The organism is Paraburkholderia sp. 22099, from assembly GCF_052045835.1.
GTDB lineage: Bacteria > Pseudomonadota > Gammaproteobacteria > Burkholderiales > Burkholderiaceae > Paraburkholderia > Paraburkholderia terricola.
This window is the reverse complement of the sequence record NZ_JBQEPU010000007.1, coordinates 90,955-108,799: the sequence shown is the minus strand read 5'-3', so window position 1 is coordinate 108,799 and position 17,845 is coordinate 90,955. Positions and strand designations below refer to the sequence as shown.

Genomic DNA, 17,845 nt, shown 5'->3' with positions numbered 1-17,845 from the left:
CGTCCGATCCTTTTTTGACGCCGCGATACTCCGGTCAATTGATCGATTGCAACTACACCGCCTTCAACCGGGTGAACTTTCAATCGCGACGATCTCGCCAGGGACGAAGCCATTGGCTGCGGTCTGCGCTTCGCGATGCCAAGCCTAAGGCTCATGCAGTACGGCACCGCTTCGCGCCACCGCCGGCCACACGAGTCCGTGAGAACAAGCGGAGGGCGCCGCCTCAACGGCCGCCAAAGGCATCGTGGCCAGCGCCGCGAACTGCGCCCAGGCCGCCGCGGCGTTCGGTCTGAGCGAGCGGTTACGACGATGCACGAGCAGCGTCGCGAGATTCATCTCGGGCAAGAGCGGCCGGCTCACTAGCGATGCGGCCAACGGCGGCCAATGCGCGTCGACGGGTAACACGCCGACGCCAAGCCCGAGTTCGACCATGCGCAATACCGCCGCGACGTGTCCGAATTCCTGCACCGTGCGCCGTTTCAGTCCATTCGCGCTGAAAGCGAGTTCAACCGCCGCGCGCACGCCCGCATCCGCATTCAACGTGACGAGCGCCCATTCCTGCAACGCGCTCCACGCAACGCTCGTCTCGCACGCCAGCGGATGCGTGGGCGGCATGACCGCATGCAGCGGCGTCGTGAAGACCACTTGCGCGTGCAACAAATCACCCGCGAGAGGTTCAGCCGTGGAGACGACGCCGAAATCCGCCTCGCCTTGCTCGACACTCGCGAGCACGCCGCTTTGCGGCTGGTCCTCCACGGATACGATCAGTTCGGGAAAAGCCGCCGTGCAACGCGCGAGTCCCTGCGCGACCCAACTCGACGACAACACCGGATTGCTGGCCAGCGCCACGACGCCGGTATGGCCATCGTAAGCGGCGCGTTCCTCACGCAATGTCAGCTCGATTTCGTCGAGCAGGCGGCCGATTCTTCGCTCGAGACTGGCGCCCGCATTCGTCAGTGCCACCTGACGCGTAGTGCGGTCGAATAGTTTCAGTTCGAGCGAGTCCTCGAGCTCGCGTACACAGCGGCTCACCGCCGATTGCGTCAGATCGAATTGACGCGCGGCGCGCGTGAAACTGCGCTCACGGGCGACGGCGACGAATACCTTGAGCTGCTGCAGCGAGACGTTCATGACTTACCTGCGGCGCGGCGCTTCATGCTATTCCCCGTTTGCTCGGGCCAGTGGCTAAGCCGCGAGGATCTGATGTCGTGCATTCATCGGTGTGACGAACAGCGTCCATGCGTATCGCGGATTCGCCACCAATGCCATGCACACCATGCCGATGACGAGCTGCCACCAACGGTTCGCTCAAAACGCCCTGGCCGTCTTCCGGCGAGTGATGTTGTCCATGTGCCTTGTCTCCGCTATTTATCTGGTTCAGCCGGCCCAGCGTGCCGTGTCCTGTCCACCTTATCGTTACGACCCGAAAGCTTGTTTTTCGGGGAAGAACTTCGGCGCTTAATCGTCGTGGTTGTAAGCTTACTTATCCCGATCGATTAACATCCGCGCTGCAACACAAACCTTCGCCGCTTCGTGCGCCTAGCCACCAACTCCAAGCGTTAACCCGAGTACAGCAGCGGGCCATTCCACTTCGATGTGAGAGCCATGCTAGGGTGATTGCTGAATTACTAATAATTAAAGTTTGTTATTATGTTGATTCACATTTGCTTATACATCGGTCATGACGATGCGCAATGCCACGCTGCGGCAATTGAAGGTTTTCGAAACGGTGGCGCGCCATCTGAGCTTCTCGCGTGCGGCGGAGGAATTGCATCTCACACAGCCCGCCGTCTCCACGCAAGTGCGCCAACTCGAGGAGCACGCGGGGCTGCCGCTGTTCGAACAGCTCGGCAAAAAGATCTACCTGACGCCGGCCGGCACCGAAATGCTCCACTACAGCCGCGCGATCATTCAGCAGTTCCACGAAGTCGACGAAGCCATGGGGCAACTCAAGGGCGTTTCGGGCGGCAAGCTGAATGTCGCGGTGATCAGTGCGGGCGATTACTTCTTTCCGCGCGTGCTGGCCGAATTCACGCGCCGCTACTCCGGCGTCGTGCTCAATCTCGCGGTGCACAATCGCGACGAATTGCTGCATCAGCTCGCGAGCAACCAAACCGACCTCGCGGTAATGGTGCGCCCTCCGCATGAAACGGACGCGACCAACGAGCCGTTCGCGCCTCACCCGTATGTGATCGTGGCCGCGCCCACGCATCCGCTCGCCAACAAACGCAACATCAAGATGAGCCAATTGGCGAGCGAGGCCTTCATCGTGCGCGAGCGCGGCTCGGATACCTGGAATTCGATGGAAGAAGGCTTCGCCGGACGTCTCGCCAATCTCAAGATCGCCATGGAGATCAAAAGCACCGAGACGATCAAGCAGGCCGTGATTGCCGGCATGGGAATCGCATTCCTGTCCGCACATACGATCAGCCTCGAATTGCAATTGGGCCACCTCGTCGTGCTCGACGTCGAGAGCTTTCCTCTGATGTTGAACTGGTACGTCGTGCATCGGAAGAACAAACGCCTGCCGCCGGTCGCGGTCGCCTTCAAACGTTTTCTGATGGAAGAAGGCGCGAACCTGATCGAAAAGATCACGCGAGTGCGGGAACTGAGCGTATATAAACGCTAGGCTATGGGTACCCAATAAAACTTTAACTATTGGAAATTCGTCGGCGCTTTTATGCTGCGAGCTGGTTTGATTACTCGTCAGCCCAGGAGGCCGATCATGACCTACGCTTCGGTTGAGTCTTTCGCCAGCACGCGTACTGGCCGTACTGCCGCCGGCAGTTCCGACGACGCGCATCTGAGCGCCTACAACGCCGCCTTCAGCGATCTCGGTCTGCGCTTTCGCTGGGACCATGCGATGCTCGAGGTGCTCAAGGAATTCAACGGTGAAGCGGCGCGTATCACCGCCTATATCGAGCGCTTTCACGCCCATCTCCATCGCGCGTACGATGCCGACTTTCTTGCGCAACTGATCCTGCAAAGGAAGGCCCATTACTACAGCGAGTTCGCATCGGCGGGCGACTGAGGGCTTTGGCGGGATCGCAATCTCGCCAGGCGCGCCGCCATTGCCGCAAAAAAAGACGCGCCTTCATATTTGACGGCGCATCGCGGAATGACTGCCCGAATCGCGGACACAGCGCCGCTTTTGCCCATCCAGATTCCTGCTGTCATGCCAACCGCGACGGTGCCTGGATGCCGCACGCACCCTGCCCGGCGCGATCTCTCGCCACGCCCAGGCCTGCTCTTCGCCACCGCGCCATTCGATGCGCGCCAGCAGCCCTGACCGTCCCGCGATGAGCCCATCGCGACGGGCAGCGAACGCATGTGCATGCGAGCCGTGATTACTCGCGTGATCGTTTGAGTATTCGCGGCTCGTCATCAGATGCACGCCCATCGCACAAGCCAGCGCGCTCATCGCGAGCAGCGCGGCGAAACCGAACGGCTGCGCCTGCTCGGTGACGAAGCCATAGCCGAGCCATCCGCATAGCAACAGCGCAAACAGATTGACGATGCGGTGACCCGGACGCGCCGCCGCGCTCGCCTGCAACACACCGAGCAGTTTGCAGAATGCGATCGCCGACGCGGCGAAGATCAACGCACCCATGAATACCGCGGCATAAAGTTCGATACGTTCGATACGCTCGGCATTCGCCTGCGCGGCGGAGAACAGATAGCGCGCGAATCCGCCCGTCATGACAGCGAGTCCCGTGGCGATGCCGGCCAACGCGACGAGCAGCGGCCGCCGTGTCAGATCGCGTTTGCGCACGCGCCATGCGCCGAACGCGGCGCCCACTACGGCGGCAGCGACCACACTACAGCCACCGCCAGTGCCCGCCGCGAAAAGCGCCACCTGTACCGCGGCCAATGCGCCAGCGCGCCATGCAGGCTGACGTCGCGATCGCCACGCAAGCGGCAGTTGTCCGAGCACGGCAAGCGCAACACCCAGCAGAATGCCGAGCACAGCGGCAAGCAAACACGACATGTCGAGCCATTCGGCACTGTCGGAAGGTTGCGGCATGTGTGCTCCTCCGTGTTGCGCTTTCATCGCGTCAGGCAGAGGGACCAGAAGCGGGTCCGCCCGTCAGGCGATGCTTGTCGTCGCTAATCGAACGCTTCCCACTAGCTCCGCCCCGCGAGCCGGGGCGGCACGCACCCAGACCTCGGTAGGCCTAGATCGCCCCGACCGCACGTAACGCGCTGATCTGCTCGCGCGAATAGCCGAGCTCGGTCATGACCTCGTCGGTGTGTTCGCCAAGCAGCGGCGAGCGCTGCACTTCGGTCGGGCTATCGGACAGTTTGATGGGATTGCCAACCGTCAAATACTTGCCGCGCGTCGGATGATCCACTTCGACGATCGTGCCCGTTTCGCGCAACGAGGGCTCCTCGGCGATTTCCTTCATCGACAGAATCGGCCCGCACGGAATGTCGTACCGGTTGAGGATTTCCATCGCCTCGAACTTGGTCTTCGTCATGGTCCAGCGCTCGATCTCGGCGAAGATTTCCTTCAGGCGCGGCAGGCGTGCGGCGGGCGTCGCATAGTCGGGATCGGTGGCCCACTCCTCCTTGCCGATCACGTTGCAGATCTTCACCCACACCGGCGCCTGCGTGATGAAATAGATGTATGCGTTCGGGTCGGTCTCCCATCCCTTGCATTTGAGAATCCAGCCCGGCTGGCCGCCGCCCGATGCGTTGCCCGCACGCGGCACCGCTTCACCGAACGTACTGTTCGGATATTGCGGATACTCCTTCATGACCCCGGTGCGCTCGAGCCGCTGCTGGTCGCGCAGCTTCACGCGGCACAGGTTGAGCACGCTGTCCTGCATCGCTGCAAGCACCTTTTGGCCGCGCCCGGTGTGCGTGCGCTGATAGAGCGCGGTGACAATGCCCAGCGCCAGATGCAAACCCGTGCCGCTGTCGCCGATCTGCGCGCCGCTTACGACCGGCGGGCCGTCGTCGAAGCCGGTGGTTGAAGCCGCACCGCCCGCGCATTGCGCGACGTTCTCATAGACCTTGCAATGCTCATAGGGCCCAGGGCCGAAGCCCTTCACCGAAGCGACGATCATGCGCGGATTCAGCTCCTGAATTCGCTCCCACGTGAAGCCCATCCGGTCGAGCGCGCCCGGAGCGAAGTTCTCCACCAGGACGTCGCATGTCTGAATCAGCGCCTCGAGAACCTGCTTGCCTTCCGGGTTCTTCGTATCGACGGTGACCGAGCGCTTGTTGTGATTGAGCATCGTGAAGTACAAGCTGTCCGCGTCGGGAATGTCTCGCAGCTGTTCGCGCGTGATATCGCCGACGCCGGCCCTCTCCACCTTGATCACGTCCGCGCCGAACCATGCGAGCAACTGCGTGCAGGTCGGTCCCGATTGCACGTGCGTGAAATCGAGAATGCGCACGCCGTCGAGTGCTTTGCCCATGTTGTCTCCTGAGTACCGTCCTGTTCTCGCCTGGTCACGAATGCGCTCGCGATATTTGATATATCACATACCAAATTCGAGTTTGCGTCAACCGAGGTTTTATACCGAACGCCTCGGCGGGACAGTCATGCTAGAAGGTAGGGAATGCAACGGATGAAGGCGGGAATCATGGGCCTAGGGCACGGTGGCGACAACCGGGCTGGCTTAGCCGGGCGGCACTGAGGCAGGCGTGTGGGCGGCGAAGGGTGATGAGCCGCGGATGAAGGCCGCAGCCAAACGAAAAAGTCCGCGGTGTTTTGATCACCGCGGACTTTTTATTCGCTAAGCCATTGGAGCGCTCGAGCGCATCAATCCAGAAAGTCGCAATTCGCTTCGACAAACGCAGCGAGATCCAGCGAATGCTGACGCGTGAGCCGCTCGGCCAGTTCGGTATCACGCTGTTCAAGCGCCTCGATAATGCGCAGATGGTCGACGATCGAGCGCGACGCGCGGTCGCTCTGTGAAATGGTCATGCGCCGGATCGCGCGCACGTGGATGAAGATGTTCTTGATCGTGTCGAGAATGATCCGCGACTTCGACAATTCGACGATCGCCTGGTGAAACGCGATATTCGCATCCGAGTATTCGGCGATGTGTTCAGCCGGCGTGGCGTCGCGGAAATGGTCGAACATGTGGCGCAGCCGGGCGATTTCCTCGTCCGTGGCGTGCAGCGTCGCAAGGCGCGCGGCCATGCTTTCGAGCGCGGCCCACATCTGGATCATTTCGACGATTTCGCGCTTGCTCTTGCGCACGATATAAATGCCGCGCCGCGGCACCATGCGCAGAAAACCTTCCTGCTCCAGTAGCGTCATCGCCTCGCGCACCGGCGTGCGGCTCACGCCGAGCGATTCGCTCAGCACGCGCTCGTCGAGACGAATTTCCTCGCGGGACTGGTAGATGTCCGCGTCGGCAATCGCCTGGCGGAGCATCGCATACGCCTGATCGCGCAAGCTCGCGCTTGCGCCGATCGGCTGTAATGACAACGTTAATGGTGTTGACACTGCTTCAGTTTGAAGTTCTGACGACATTCATCGCCTCATGTTGAACATGTGAACGATATCGTGCTGCCGCTACCCCGACGCGCTGTTCGCCCAAACCTACGAATCGGCCATGTTGCGCTGCGAGTTGCGCGACCGGCTGGGGAATCCAGCGAGTCAACAGGACAGTGGCGGCAGACCCTAAGCCTACGAAGGCAGCGGCGAGCAGGGCGAGAGGAACAAGTTCCATTTGTAACTCCGAATGATTGAGTGAAGGAATGACTCAATCATATGCTGCAACGCCGCATAAGTCAATATTCTGTATTCAGTATATCAGTAGTTGTTGTTTTTCAGACGACGTCACCAAGGTAGCACGGGCGCGCTCCGGATGCTTCCCCCGTCGCGGAAATGCGGTAGCGGTCGGTGTAAACGCGCAAAACGCGCGCTATTCGCGCACTCGCGTCCGATTATCGCGCAGTTTCGCCCGAATGCCGATTGTGCGATCCGTCTCGTCTCACTAACCTTCCGGAAATCCTGCAAGGGGCCGGCGACGGCCAGTGCGCCGGGACCTACCACCCGAGCCACCCAGCAGCCAAAGGTTAAAAGGAGACACCGTCATGAGCACCACCATCCAGCCATCCGCAATGGCCGACAACCGCAAGACGCGCAGCCAGGCACGCAAGGCGGCGCTCGGCAGCTTCGTCGGCGCGGTAGTCGACTGGTATGACTTTCTGCTGTACGGCATCGTCGCCGCGCTCGTCTTCAACTCGGAGTTTTTCCCGAAGGTCAGCCCGGCGATGGGCACGCTCGCGGCGTTCGCCACCTTCGGCGTCGGCTTTCTGTTCAGGCCGCTTGGCGGCTTCGTGTTCGGACATTACGGCGACCGCCTCGGACGCAAGCGCATGCTGGTCCTCACGGTGATGATGATGGGCCTCTCGACCGCCGCGATCGGTCTGCTGCCGGCCTTTGCCACCATCGGCTGGTGGGCGCCGGTGCTGCTCGTGACGTTGCGCGCGATCCAGGGCTTCGCGGTCGGCGGTGAATGGGGCGGCGCGGCTTTGATGGCGGTCGAAAGCGCGCCGGAGAAGAAAAAAGCGTTCTACAGCAGCGGCGTGCAGGTCGGCTACGGCGTGGGCCTGGTATTGTCGACCGGGCTCGTCACGCTGATTAGCCGTTCGATGGACAACGCGTCGTTCCTGAGCTGGGGCTGGCGTCTGCCCTTCCTGTTCAGCGTGGTGCTGGTGCTGATCGCACTCTGGATCCGCTCGAGCATGGAGGAGTCGACGGAATTCGTCGAAAAAGTCGGAGAGCATGGCGAGCGCAGCGTGCGCCTGCCGATCGTGGAAGCACTGCTGCGGCATCCGAAGGCGTTCCTGCTGATCATCGCGCTGCGGCTCGCCGAACTGTTCACCATGTACATCGTGACGGCGTTCGCACTGAACTACTCGACGGCCAATCTGCACATGCCGCGCGAGTTCTTTCTCACGATCGGCTTGCTGGTGGGCGGCGTAAGTTGCGTGACGATTCCGTGCTTTGCCTGGCTCGCGGACCGCTTCGGCCGCCGCCGCGTGTACATCGTCGGCGCGCTGGTCGGCATGTTCAGCGCGGTGCCCTTCTTTCTCGCGCTCGAAGCACGCTCCACCGTATGGATCGTGGTCTTCGCGGTAATGCTCGCCAATATCGCGCACGACATGGTGGTGAGCGTTCAGCAGCCGATGTTCACCGAACTGTTCGGCACCGAGTATCGCTATAGCGGCGCGGGGGTGGGCTATCAGGTGGCGAGCGTGGTCGGCGGCGGTTTCACGCCGTTTATCGCGGTGGCGCTGGTCAGCCTTGCCGGCGGCTCGTGGCACCCGGTCGCCGCTTATCTGGCGATCGGCTGCCTGATCTCCGTGCTCGTGGCGGCAAAGATGAAAACCGGGCGCACGATCGCCTGATTCTCCGGCAAACCCTCGTTGACGACGACGGGCCGGCCGTGGCGAAGCTGCCACGGCCGGCCCGTTTTGTTTGGGCGCGGCGTTTCTTTTTCTTACCGCTTCGCCCCAATTCGATCCATCCGGCGACGTTTCGTCAGGTCAATACCTTATGCATTTCCATCTCATATTGCCAAGGCCAACCGCGCGCCCTATCGTTCGACCCTGCAGGTCTCAGCCCGAGTCCGCGCCCGCGATATGAAACAAAAAAACATATATCAGCGGCGCGCAAACCTGCCGGTTTTTAGGCATGGCCCCTAAAGCATTTGCGCTAAACGCCGATAACAAAGCATTTGTCACACCGGAGACCGACCAATGAGCAGCATCACCGAGCCGAGCGGGAATTCAGGCTCCGCATCCTTCTTTTCCAAAGAAGCCACCGTTGCCAAGCCGGGCTTTTCACGCTGGATGGTTCCGCCCGCGGCCCTCGCCGTCCACCTCTGTATCGGCCAGGCGTACGCGTTCTCCGTATTCAACGGCCCGCTGACCAAGGTTATCGGCATCACGCAATCCGCCGCTGACGACTGGTCGCTCACTTCCCTCGGCTGGATCTTTTCGCTGGCGATCGTGTTCCTGGGCTTGTCGGCGGCCTTTGCCGGCAAGTGGCTCGAGCACGTCGGCCCGCGCCGCACGATGTTCACCGCGGCATGCTGCTTCGGCGGCGGCTTTCTGATTTCCGCGCTCGGGGTGTATCTGCATCAGATCGTGCTGCTATATCTCGGCTATGGCGTGATCGGCGGAATCGGACTCGGCCTCGGCTATGTATCGCCGGTCTCGACGCTGATCCGCTGGTTCCCGGACCGCCGCGGCATGGCGACCGGCATGGCGATCATGGGCTTCGGCGGCGGCGCGATGATTGCCGCGCCTTTGTCGGTGGCCCTGATGAACCATTTCCGCAGCGCAACGAGCATCGGCGTGGCCGAGACGTTCATCGTGCTCGGCATTGCGTATTTCATCTCGATGTCGATCGGTGCGCTCGCGATCCGCGTGCCGCCCGCCGACTGGAAGCCGGCCGGCTGGACGCCGCCCGCGGCCCAGCAGAAGAAGATGATTTCGCACAATCACGTGCATATCGATCAGGCGTTGAAGACGCCGCAGTTCTATCTGATCTGGCTCGTGCTGTTCCTGAACGTGACGGCCGGCATCGGCATTCTCGGCCAGGCTTCGGTGATGATCCAGGAGAGCTTCAAGGACACGGTGACGCCGGCCGCGGCAGCCGGTTTCGTCGGTCTACTCTCGCTGTTCAACATGGGCGGCCGTTTCGTGTGGGCCTCCGCTTCCGACTGGATCGGCCGCAAGAACACCTACTTCATCTTCTTCGCGCTCGGCGCCGTGCTGTACTACCTCGTGCCCGGCTTCGCGGCTTCGGGCCAGATCGCCCTCTTCGTGCTCGCCTACTGCGTGATCCTGTCGATGTACGGCGGCGGGTTCTCGACCGTGCCCGCCTATCTCGCGGACATGTTCGGCACCGCGTTCGTCGGCGGCATTCACGGCCGTCTGTTGACCGCATGGGCCGCGGCGGGCGTTGCCGGGCCGGTGCTGGTGAATTACATCCGCGCGTACCAGGTGTCGCAGGGCGTGGCGAAGGCGGACGCCTACACGATGACGATTCACATCATGGTCGTGCTGCTGGTGATCGGCTTCGTCTGCAATCTGCTGGTCAAGCGGGTGGACGACAAGCATCACATGACCGACGCTCAACTCGCCAAAGGCGCCTAAGGAGACCCGCATGTCGACGATTCAAGCCGTGCATCCGACCAACAAGGTCAAGCTCGCCGTCTTCTGGCTGTATGTGACGCTCCCGTTGGCGTGGGGCGTGTTCAATACGCTTTCACAAGCGATGAAGCTGTTCAGGTAAGTGCGGTAGCACCCCGCGCGTCGTGAAAACGCGCGGGGTGCCGGCGGGAGTTTGACTCGCCGCCGGCCCGGCTTGCTGCCGCTGAGTCGCTCACGCTGACTCACTGCCGCTGACTCATTGCCGCTGACTCACTGCGGCGCTGACTCACTGCGGATCACCCGCGCCGGTCAAGGCGCGTCCGACTTCCGCCTCTCTCCTACCACTGATACGCCGCACCGGCGCCGACGGTTGTCGCGGCTGAACTGATGCCCGCGCCGAGTTTCAGCTTCAGACTCTGCGTGACACGCGCCGACAAGCCGACCGCCACCGCCTGATAGCCTTTGTAGCCGGCCGTGCCGACACCGACCGCGAGGTTCTTGTTCGCGTCGACTTCGGGGACCATGCCCAGCGCGATAGCCGACGCCGTTCCCGAATACGCGTTACGCGCCATGTCGCTCATGCTGCCCTGGAACTGCTGCATGTTCACGGCGTCGGTGGGCGCCTGTCCCGCCGCGACGTTGGTGATGCGGCGCTCGTTACCGGCTGAACCTATCGACACCGTGTTCGTCTGATCGGCCACCGAACCTTCGCCGATCGCCACTGCGTTGGGCGCCGATGCTATCGCGCCTCCGCCGATCGCCGCCGAACCGTTGCCGATCGCCTGCGCCGCGTTACCCGAGCTATTGGTGGCGACATAGGCGCTGCCGTTCTGCTGGCTATTCCGCACCGTCTGATCGAGATTGCCGATCCGCTGGTTGGTGCTCCAGAGCTGCGCACCCGTCACCGCATCGCTGCTCGTGGCCGATATATCGCCGTCCTTCAGGTTGGTTAGCTGGACCTTCTGCGCGTCGGCAGCGGTGCCTCCGAGCGTGACCTTGTCATGAGCCGAACTGTCGTACTGCACCGCATTCGCCACCGTCCCGCTGATGCTGCCGACGAAGGTTTGCAGATTCATGATGTCGCTGCTGTTCTGCGTCACGCGGCCGTCCAGGTTGGTGATGGCGCTGCCCACATTGCTCACGACCGCACCGCCCACGCTGTACGACGGCGCCGTCACCGATCCATCCTCATTCACGGTTGCGCCGCCGCCGAGCGCGACAGCCGTACTCGCTGCCTGCGCGTGCAGTTGCGAACCGTTGACCGCATCGTTGCTGCTCGCGCTGACCGCGCCTCGCGCTACGCCGGTGACGACCCGATTGCCTGCCGTGCCGGCCATGTCGATCAGATTGCCGTCGGTCGTCGCGCCGACGTTGATCACGCGCGACAGACTATCTTGCGTGACGATGCCGATGCCGCCGGTCTCCATGTTCTGCCGCAACGTGGTGAGGCTGGTGTCGAGCGAGCCGAGCGCGTCGCCGACGGTGGTTTGCGTGGCGCCCTGAACCTGGTACGTGGGGCCGGTCACCGAACCGTCGGCGTTGATCTGCGCGCCGCCGCCAAGCGCGGTCACCATCGGCTTGAACTGGCCCAGATTGATCGCCGACGTATCCGTGGTGCCCGCCGCAATCCCGATCAACTCCCGGGAGCCGGCAGTGCCGCCGAAGTCGACGCGAGCGCCGTCCGTGTCTTTCGCGACGGTGAGATCGCGCGACTCCTGATCCTGCCGCAAGAGTCCGAGCTCACCGTTCGTGATCTGGTTCGCGATGTGGCTCACATTCCCTTCGATCGTCGTGGTGCGCGCGTCGAGGTGGGTGATATTCGTGGTGTTGTCGGTGACGCGCTGGCCGAGGTTCGTGATGCCATCCGTGTTCCGCGCGACGGCCTCGTTGGTCTCGTACAGTTGCGCGCCGTTGACGGCATCGAGACTGGCTGCGTCGAGCGTGGCGGCGCGCACGTTCGTCACCTGTACCGGCGCAGTGCCGCCCAATGTCACCGAAGCGTGCTCGGCCGAATCGTATCGAACGGCATCGGCTCCAGCCTCCGTGCTGCCCGAGACCACCGCCGCAAGTGCGGCACCCACGTCGCCGTATGTCTTTCCGCCGATGTCGTAGACGGGGCGCGTGACCGTTCCGTCCGCGGCGACGCGGGCGCCGCCGCCCAGCGCCGCAGCCGTGCTCGCGGTGTTCGCCTGAAGCTGCGCGCCGTTCACCGCTTCGCTGCTGGCGTCGTTGACCGCGCCGGCCGCGACGCCGTCCAACACGCGGGTGCCGCTCGCGCCGGCGAAGTCGACGCGGGTTCCGAACATGGCCGCGCCAACCAGAATGTCGCGAGTACTCGGATTGTGCGTGACCAGACCGACGGTGCCGCTATTGATTCGGGTTTCCAGCGACGTCAGGCCCGTGTCGAGCGAGCTGAGCGCGCCGCCCACCGTGGTTTGCGTGCCGGCTTGCACGTGATACGTCGGGCCGGTTACCGAACCGCTGGCACTGACGGTTGCGCCGCCGCCAAGCGATGCGACAGCCGGGCTGAGCTGGCCCAGATTGATCGCGGAGCTTGCGGTCGTACCCGCGGCCACGCCGAGCAGTTCACGCGGCCCCGCGGTGCCCGTGAAGTCGACGCGCTTGCTGGCCGTGTCCTTTGCGACGGTCAGGTCGCGCGAGGTCGGATTTTGCCGCAGCAGGCCAGCGCTACCGTTACTGATGTTGGTGATGTCGGCGGTATTTTGCGCGACTGCCTGATTGGTGCCGTAAAGCTGCGCGCCGGTGACGGCGTCGGAACTATCCGCGTTCAGCGCGGCGTCCGCGACGTTCGTCAGTTTGACGGGCATGCCGGGGTTGCCCAGCGTCGCCACGTCATGGTTCGCGGTGTCGTAGCGCAGCGAATCCGCGCTTTCGACCGCGCTGCCCGATGCGACCGCCGCCAGGGCGGCGCCGACATCGTTGTAGGTCGCGCCGCCGATCGTATAGACCGGCGCGACGACCGCGCCGTTTGCCGGGTCGATGAACGCGCCGCCGCCGAGCGCCCCGGTCACGCCCGAGAGTTGGCCGACGTTGGCGGCATCCGTAGGCAACGTGCCTGCCGCGACATAGGCGATCTGCCGGCCTTGCGCGAGGTTGCCCACGGACACCACGTTGACGCGGTCTGCCACCGCGCCCGTGCCGAGCGCCACCGAACCCGTTGCGGTGGCCGAGGAATAGGAACCCAGCACCACTGAATCCGCCCCGGAAGACGGGATAAATGTTTTGTAGCCGATGGCCACGGCACCGTTTGCGGCGGCGCTAGCGAAGGAACCAATGGACGTCGCATTGATCTTGCTCGAACGGGATGAGTACCCGATCGACACCGAATTATCCGCGTTGGCTGCCACCGACGAATACGCACCGATCACGGTCGCGTTCGCCGACACCGCGAATGCGCCCGAGCCCACCGCCGTGGTCCCGTCCTTGGCGGCGCCGGAACCGGCGCCGACTGTCAGCGCGTTGATGCCGCTCGCCGCCGCGGCGGGCCCGATCGCCATTGCGTTCAGCGAGCTCGTCGTGCTGGTGCTGGTGCCGCCGACCACGTTCGGGCTGACGGCAATATAGTCGGTCACCGGCGCGCTCGCGAGCGGCGCGGGCATGGCAGCCAGGCTCGATGCGACAACCGCCGGCTGGGTGGCCGGCGCAACGATCGGATTGCTGGCGAATACGCTTGCGTTATTGATCGCGGCAGTCAACTCCGCGGGGGTGGCCGCATCGTTGGCGGGCGGCGTGACCCCGTCTCCGGTTTGAGCCGCAAGCGCCTCCGCGGCGCTCGAACAGTACTGCGCCGGCGACTCGCATTCCGCGGCGCCGGCCGGCAGCGAAAACGCCAACGCGCTCAAAAGCCCTCCACCAGCGGCCATCAGTGTCGTGCATGCGGACGCGCCTTTCGCGCCCCTGCTCCTCGTCATTTCAGAAGCCGCGACGTAGGTGCGAGTGGCGCTATTCCATACGGTTTTATAAGTCCGGTTCAACATTCCTCCCAATCTTTTAATCGAAAGTTCATTTACCGAGATTTTTCTTATGCAATCTCAATTCCACGCTATAAAACAAAAGGAACCAAGATCGCATCGCGCTTTCACTCGGCCGATAAAGGCGATGGAGGCAGTCTGCCGTCACGGCGCAATATCGCGAATACGATTAATCCTAAAAGCTAATTTTTAGCTTTAATTAGCACAAACGGCATAATGGATTTAAGACGGAAAATGCCAAACCTCTTAATTCAAACTAAATTAAATTAGGCAAACCCAAGATAAAGCCTAATTTGTCTCAAATGACAACCGCAGAAAACGCCAATTCACGCGCGGCGAAATTCTTTAACGTAAGCGCAGGCGTCACGCGCCACCCTCGAGGGCCGGTCACTAGCGCTCAGGGAGAAGTGGTTCGTGGTGGGAACGGAGTCAGATGGTCAGCCGTTTTCTCGACGGCGAGATGGAAGCAGCGCCCGGACCGGGCGGAGGGCGAGACCAACGCGAGCGGATGTTTTGCCGCCCAGGCGCCATCGAGTATGCGAACAGGTCGTCGACCCGCGCTTTCATGTCAGCGGCTCCACGGTTCGCGAGCGCGGTCCCGATGCCGCCCGCGCCCGCCGACGCCGCCGGTGTTTCAGATCTTTTCGAACACCACGTCCTGCGCGCCTTCCCACAACACCTTGGTGCCGAGTTCGCGCAGCTTGTCCTTGCCCTCGACGATGGTCAGAAAGTGATTGCCCGCGAGTTGCCCCATCTTGCTCGCGAAGCAGCACGATCCGTACGCAATCAAAATCTCGGTTTCGCTGAAGCCGCCCGGATAAAACAGAATGTCGCCAACCGACGGATGGCTCGTGTGATTCTCGAAGCCGACCGCGGCGCCGTCGTTCTCGAGCTTGAAGTCGCCGAGCGGCACCCAGCAGCCTTCGCCGCTCCAGCGCACGTGAATGATCTTCTGACGGTACGGCAGCAGCTTCTGAAAGGCGGCCACGGTTTGCGGCGCGTCGGGATGCGTTTCGGCGATAAACACATAACCGCAGGAAGTGATTCGGAGTCGGGTCATCGCTAGATATCCTGGTGTGGCGGCGTGGCCGTGGAACGGAATGATCGGAAAGACGCCCGTTGGAACCTGCCGCGCCCGCGTGCCATGCGCGTTGGGGCAAGCCCGCTATTCTGTCGTCCGATGCAAGGCTTCGACAGATACAGTTCCCGTCCATGCCGTCAGGCCAGTTGCATCAGGCAGCAAGGCCACGCGCGAAAGACGGCCGTAACCCCGGCACGGCACGGCCATGCCAGGTCCGGCCGCGGCACTGTCACGAAAGTTCGTAGTTTGCAAGCCGCGCAATGCGCAGCACACTGTGCAACGTACGTGGTTCCCAGCAAGGCGGCGCGTTGCACTTTGCGCGCTTTGCGCCTTGCTGGCAAAACATAGCCGGCCACCAGCCGCAGCGCCTGCGGTGGGGTCGTGCGGCCGAGCAGCGTCGCCGGCCCTGGAAAAAGACATTGGCGGGGTCCATGTCCCGCACCCACCGGCGGCTCGCCGCTCAGACATCGCCGCCGGGCAACCGGCCACTTCCAGCCGCGCAATCCGTACTTCAGCCGCGCAGCCGGTAGGCAAGCGGCGTCACGCCGTAGCCACGCTTGAACTGCACGGAGAAATGACTGGCACTCTCGAAACCAACTGCAATCGCAATCTGCAGCACCGTCTGCCCGGTGGCGCGCAAAAGCCTCGCTGCTTGCTCGAGCCTCAAGCGCGTGACGAACTGATGGGGCGTTTCCCCGGTCTCGCGGCGAAACACGCGCGCAAAATGAAAACTGCTTAACCCGGCCTGCGCGGCCAGTTCGCTGATCGCCAGATCGGCGGCCAGATTCGCGCGGATATAGTCGGTCACGCGGCGGATGCGGCGCGGCACCAGCCTGTCGGGCCGCTGTGCAGGCATGGCACCCCGCGCTTGCCGGCCGCGCGAGTAATGCTGCAGAAGATGCGCGGCGAGCGCGTGAACCAGCGCGTCCACATAGAGACGCGAGTCGGCCGGATCGGCCGCGGCGCGGTGCAACGCGTCGATCATCGCGGCGACCAGCGGATCCTTGAACTGCATCGCGTCGCCAAGCGACAGCTCGCGCGAGCCGTCGAGTTCCATCTGATCGGCGACGCTGTCGATCAGGCCACGCTCGATATGCAAATGGACGGTCGACAGCGGCTCATCGCTGGTCGACCGCCAGCGCCACGAGATCGGCGCGGGCGGCACGAACCACACGTCGCCCACGCGCAGCTCGGCGCTCTCCCAGCGCCCGTTCAGGTTGCGCTCGAGATGTTCGGCGCCGCTGCCGAGCGTCATCAGCGTGAGGTCCTGCAAGCCGGGCGCCTCCAGCAGTTCCTGCTCGACCGGTTCGAGATAGGAGCGCAGTACCAGGTGCCGCCACGGGCGCTCCACGCTCGACACCAGTTTCTGGCCCGCCATGTAGCGGTCGTAGGCGAGCGTCGTTGTCAGCTTCGGAATTCGTGCCATCACGTCGTCCATTACGAGGGAGGTGCCGTATGCAGATGAGAAAACCTGTCACAGCCGCATTGCCGGCCTGCTGTCAGCGCAAGATCCCAAAAATGATAGCAAGGAACCGGCTACCGTAATTTTTGGAAATAGCTAATCATTCAGCTTGTCTTCCTTCATGCGTTCTGAACGCCGGAGCTACCGTTTCATGGAACACGAATGCGATACGCTGCCGCACTGGCTGACCGGCTCGCCGCAAGGCGAAGCCGGGCAGGCATCGGCGGCATACAACTCGGCGCTGACCGCGCAACCGGCTTACCCGGCCGGCACGCGGCCACGCGAGAAATCGGCCCACGCGGCTGAAGCATCCAGAACACCCAACCGCACCGCAGGCATGGCGCCCGCGGGTTTTCTCACGCTCTTCACCGAAGAGGAGATCGGCACGCCGTCGCTCGCTCCCTCGCCCGCCGCGCGGCGGGCGCCGGTCATCAGTCCGCTGGTGCGTTTCGGCAGCGCGCAGGACCGCATCGAGTTCGTGCGGCGGCGCATCAAGCAGCTCGGCTTCGAGTCGTTCAGCTATTCGGCCACGCGCACCACCGCGCATCACAAGACGATGTTCGTGCTGACCAGCTACGAGTCGCAGGCATGGCTCACGCGTTATTTCCGCGAGCGTTATTTCGAGCTCGACCCGCGCGTGGCGCTCGCCTCCCCGACCGGCATGCCGCTTCTGTGGAGCACGGCCGACATGCGCGCCGACCTGCCGCGCGCGCAACTGCGCAGCGAGCGGCTCGGCGGCCTGATCGACATGCTGGAGGCGAACGGGCGCAAGAGCGGGATCCTCACGCAGATGCCGCTGCCCGAGCCGGAACTGAGCGCAAGCCTGTGCTTCAACTCGGAAATCGGCAATCCGCGCTGGATGACCGAATCGATCGTTGCCGAAACATTGATGTTCGCGCACACGATTCACGAATTCATCTGGACGCACGCGAGGAGCGTGATCGGCATCGCGCCGGCGCAGCCGCCGCGCGTCGCGCTGAGCGACTTGCAGCATGCGGTGCTGAAGGCGGTCGTACAGGGCCAGCGCGACAAGGAAATCGCCTATTTCCTCGGCTTGTCGCCGCATAACGTCGACTACCATCTGCGGCGTTTGCGGCAACTGTTCAAGGTGCGCAACCGCGTGCAGTTGATCAACGTCGCGCAGGCCTACGTGTCATAGCCGATGGACGTGACGCGAAGTGA

14 protein-coding genes and 1 pseudogene are annotated in these 17,845 nt (G+C 63.0%); 6 read left to right on the top strand and 9 right to left on the bottom strand.

What is annotated here, in order from left to right:
- Positions 1 to 144 precede the first annotated feature (144 nt).
- Complete coding sequence (locus tag ACTJLC_RS09175) at positions 145 to 1,131, bottom strand: LysR family transcriptional regulator (RefSeq protein ID WP_083081320.1); 987 nt, start codon at positions 1,129 to 1,131, stop codon at positions 145 to 147.
- Positions 1,132 to 1,203: 72 nt separating this feature from the next.
- Positions 1,204 to 1,350: pseudogene (locus ACTJLC_RS09170) on the bottom strand (oxalate/formate MFS antiporter); the annotation flags it as partial.
- A 331-nt stretch (positions 1,351 to 1,681) separates the two neighbouring features.
- Between ACTJLC_RS09170 and ACTJLC_RS09165 the strand changes: the two are divergent.
- Both ACTJLC_RS09165 and ACTJLC_RS09160 read left to right on the top strand, forming a co-directional pair.
- Positions 1,682 to 2,629, top strand: a complete 948-nt coding sequence (locus ACTJLC_RS09165) for a LysR family transcriptional regulator (protein WP_073428505.1) — start codon at positions 1,682 to 1,684, stop codon at positions 2,627 to 2,629.
- Positions 2,630 to 2,725: 96 nt separating this feature from the next.
- Positions 2,726 to 3,031 carry a hypothetical protein gene (locus ACTJLC_RS09160; RefSeq protein WP_073428506.1) on the top strand — a complete coding sequence of 102 codons (306 nt, stop codon included), beginning with the start codon at positions 2,726 to 2,728 and terminating at the stop codon, positions 3,029 to 3,031.
- A gap of 63 nt (positions 3,032 to 3,094) precedes the next feature.
- On the opposite strand, the gene ACTJLC_RS09155 is transcribed toward ACTJLC_RS09160, so the two are convergent.
- The 4 genes from ACTJLC_RS09155 to ACTJLC_RS09140 all read right to left on the bottom strand — a co-directional run bounded on the left by ACTJLC_RS09155 (position 3,095) and on the right by ACTJLC_RS09140 (position 6,689).
- Entirely contained in the window at positions 3,095 to 4,024 is a 930-nt protein-coding gene (locus ACTJLC_RS09155) for an NAD(P)(+) transhydrogenase (Re/Si-specific) subunit beta (RefSeq protein WP_310313813.1), read from the bottom strand.
- A 151-nt stretch (positions 4,025 to 4,175) separates the two neighbouring features.
- Positions 4,176 to 5,423, bottom strand: coding sequence for a formyl-CoA transferase (gene frc, locus ACTJLC_RS09150; RefSeq protein WP_073428508.1), 1,248 nt, complete (start codon positions 5,421 to 5,423; stop codon positions 4,176 to 4,178).
- A gap of 347 nt (positions 5,424 to 5,770) precedes the next feature.
- Positions 5,771 to 6,490, bottom strand: coding sequence for a GntR family transcriptional regulator (locus ACTJLC_RS09145; protein ID WP_073428509.1), 720 nt, complete (start codon positions 6,488 to 6,490; stop codon positions 5,771 to 5,773).
- Positions 6,468 to 6,689: a hypothetical protein gene (locus ACTJLC_RS09140; RefSeq protein WP_073428510.1), complete on the bottom strand. Its 222-nt coding sequence runs from the start codon at positions 6,687 to 6,689 to the stop codon at positions 6,468 to 6,470. The genes ACTJLC_RS09145 and ACTJLC_RS09140 overlap by 23 nt, the downstream gene beginning before the upstream one ends.
- A 367-nt stretch (positions 6,690 to 7,056) precedes the next feature.
- Here ACTJLC_RS09140 and shiA point away from each other — a divergent pair, with 367 nt between their 5' ends.
- From shiA to ACTJLC_RS09125, 3 genes are all read left to right on the top strand, one after another.
- On the top strand, positions 7,057 to 8,376 hold the full coding sequence (shiA, locus tag ACTJLC_RS09135) for a shikimate transporter (RefSeq protein WP_073428511.1): 1,320 nt from the start codon (positions 7,057 to 7,059) through the stop codon (positions 8,374 to 8,376).
- A 351-nt stretch (positions 8,377 to 8,727) separates the two neighbouring features.
- The gene (locus ACTJLC_RS09130; protein ID WP_073428512.1) at positions 8,728 to 10,131 is read left to right on the top strand and encodes an L-lactate MFS transporter; all 1,404 of its coding nucleotides are present in this window, start codon (positions 8,728 to 8,730) and stop codon (positions 10,129 to 10,131) included.
- A 10-nt stretch (positions 10,132 to 10,141) separates the two neighbouring features.
- Complete coding sequence (locus tag ACTJLC_RS09125) at positions 10,142 to 10,270, top strand: MFS transporter small subunit (protein ID WP_073428513.1); 129 nt, start codon at positions 10,142 to 10,144, stop codon at positions 10,268 to 10,270.
- Between the two features lie 196 nt (positions 10,271 to 10,466).
- On the opposite strand, the gene ACTJLC_RS09120 is transcribed toward ACTJLC_RS09125, so the two are convergent.
- From ACTJLC_RS09120 to ACTJLC_RS09110, 3 genes are all read right to left on the bottom strand, one after another.
- Entirely contained in the window at positions 10,467 to 14,126 is a 3,660-nt protein-coding gene (locus tag ACTJLC_RS09120; protein WP_440843679.1) for a YadA-like family protein, read from the bottom strand.
- Positions 14,127 to 14,754: 628 nt separating this feature from the next.
- Complete coding sequence (locus ACTJLC_RS09115) at positions 14,755 to 15,180, bottom strand: DUF3830 family protein (RefSeq protein ID WP_083081329.1); 426 nt, start codon at positions 15,178 to 15,180, stop codon at positions 14,755 to 14,757.
- 532 nt (positions 15,181 to 15,712) lie between these two features.
- The gene (locus ACTJLC_RS09110; RefSeq protein ID WP_114164704.1) at positions 15,713 to 16,627 is read right to left on the bottom strand and encodes a helix-turn-helix domain-containing protein; all 915 of its coding nucleotides are present in this window, start codon (positions 16,625 to 16,627) and stop codon (positions 15,713 to 15,715) included.
- Positions 16,628 to 16,814: 187 nt separating this feature from the next.
- Between ACTJLC_RS09110 and ACTJLC_RS09105 the strand changes: the two genes are divergently transcribed.
- Positions 16,815 to 17,822, top strand: coding sequence for a helix-turn-helix transcriptional regulator (locus ACTJLC_RS09105; protein WP_083081331.1), 1,008 nt, complete (start codon positions 16,815 to 16,817; stop codon positions 17,820 to 17,822).
- Positions 17,823 to 17,845: the final 23 nt, after the last annotated feature.